This is a genomic window from Aeromonas sp. ANP5, from assembly GCF_963870295.1.
GTDB lineage: Bacteria > Pseudomonadota > Gammaproteobacteria > Enterobacterales > Aeromonadaceae > Aeromonas > Aeromonas veronii.
In genome coordinates this window covers 1-1,635 of the sequence record NZ_CAWMRY010000078.1, presented here as the reverse complement: position 1 = coordinate 1,635, position 1,635 = coordinate 1, and the positions used below count along the sequence as shown (strand labels likewise).

General features: G+C 51.8%; 1 protein-coding gene and 1 pseudogene. Both read right to left on the bottom strand.

The features are described from left to right. A pseudogene (locus tag AACT07_RS22280) lies at positions 1-246 on the bottom strand (DNA phosphorothioation-dependent restriction protein DptF); the annotation flags it as partial. Positions 247-465: 219 nt separating this feature from the next. Continuing rightward, a complete protein-coding gene (locus tag AACT07_RS22275) occupies positions 466-1,506 on the bottom strand; it encodes an IS481 family transposase (RefSeq protein ID WP_069530082.1) in 1,041 nt (346 codons plus the stop codon). Positions 1,507-1,635 lie beyond the last annotated feature (129 nt).

The following is a 1,635-nucleotide window of genomic DNA, read 5'->3' as shown; positions in this document are numbered from 1 at the left end:
TTGGTCATAGCTACGTGACAATATTTCAGATTTGCCATCACCACTACTGCCGCATAAAAACACACACTCACTAGGCTGCAATGAACGGAGGCACTTCTCAAAATCATCCTCGATTTCGGGTGTAACGTAGAGATAATCCTTGAGGTCATCAAACAGATCTCTCTGACGTTGTGTTGTCGTCTTGACCGAGAAGGAAGAAGATTTAGCCAAAACCCCGAGGGCCTTGCGAAGGGAAATTGTGCTCACGGTATAACCCTATCATTTCATATCTGACAGATACTAACTGATTGAATCATTGGGAGACTACAAGAAAGGATGAGTCTTTGTATGAATCCTTGACGTTCGTCAAATCTGAACTCACATTTGTTTTTATCTTATACAGGCACATAGTCCACTTATTCAGCTATTAGGCTAAATGTACAGTTCTAGTTATCACCTGACACCGGCCTCAAACCGGTGTCTTGTTTACGTGACTTTAGAGCGCACTTCCTTCGGTATCAATTTCAGACCCTTCTTGAACATGCTGTAGGGGGTCTGACCCTCCATCATCCTGCCCTGATGTGGCCGCTGGGTGTTGTAGTGTTCCAGGTAGTTATCCAAGTCTGTCTGCATCTGCTCTACCGACTCATACCAGGTCGTCCTCCCCTTGATACGGAAGTGTTCATCCAGCAAGGTTCGATGCAGTCGCTCGATAAAGCCGTTGCTCTGCGGCCTGCGCACCTTGGTGGTTCGGTGCTCAATCCCCTCCAGTTGCAGGAACAGCTCGTAGGGGTGGTGGTCAGGTCGTTCACAGAACTCGCGCCCGTTGTCCGACAGGATGGTATAGACCCGTGCCTCGTGGGCTTCGAAAAACGGCAGCACCGTTTCATTGAGTACATGAACCGAGGTCACCGGCAGCTTGCTGGTGTAGAGCCGTCCCCAGGCGTGGCGACTGTAGCAGTCCAGCACGGTTTGTAGATACACCTTGCCAACTCCCTTGAGCGCGCCGACGAAGAAGGTGTCGACCGCCACCAGTTCCCCGGTGTAGTGGACCTCAATCTGGCGTTCGCGAAACTCGGGGCTGAAGCGCTCTAACACGCGAATCTGCTCGTCATTGAGCTCAATGGTCTGCTCCCGTTGGATTTTCTCAAGGCGCAACAAGCGGTCGTGTTTGGAGAGCAAGTCGTGACGTTGCCACACGCCACGCACGCCGCCGGCACTGACGTTGATACCTTGCAGAGGCAGTTCTTGCGCTACCCGCAGCGGGCCGTGAGTAGGCCAGGTGAGGGAATAATCGAGGATGGCCTGCTCAATCTCGGGCGCAACCCGTTTGAGATGAGCCCCTTTACAGCCGGGCAATTTGTCGAGCAATCCCTCGGCGCCATAGGTCTGGTAATTACGACGGATTTCGTAGAACTGCTGACGACTGTAGCCGATGAGCTTGCAGGCTTTGCTGACGTTATTGAGCTCTTTGGCGAGTTCTAGCAGGCTGAGTTTGCGACGTGCTACTTTCTCGTTGGTGGTCATACGGTGACTCCAGATAACACGGTAGGGGTACCGTTTTGTTATCCGGTTTGAAGCCGTATGACCACTCCCTTTTGTGGGCAACTGTCAGGTGAATACCATCTCCATACATTCAAAGAAAGCCGGAACTCA

Coding starts and splice junctions, on each gene's coding strand:
- AACT07_RS22275 (WP_069530082.1), bottom strand. CDS start 1,506: ATGACCACCAACGAGAAAGTAGCACGTCGCAAACTCAGCCTGCTAGAA.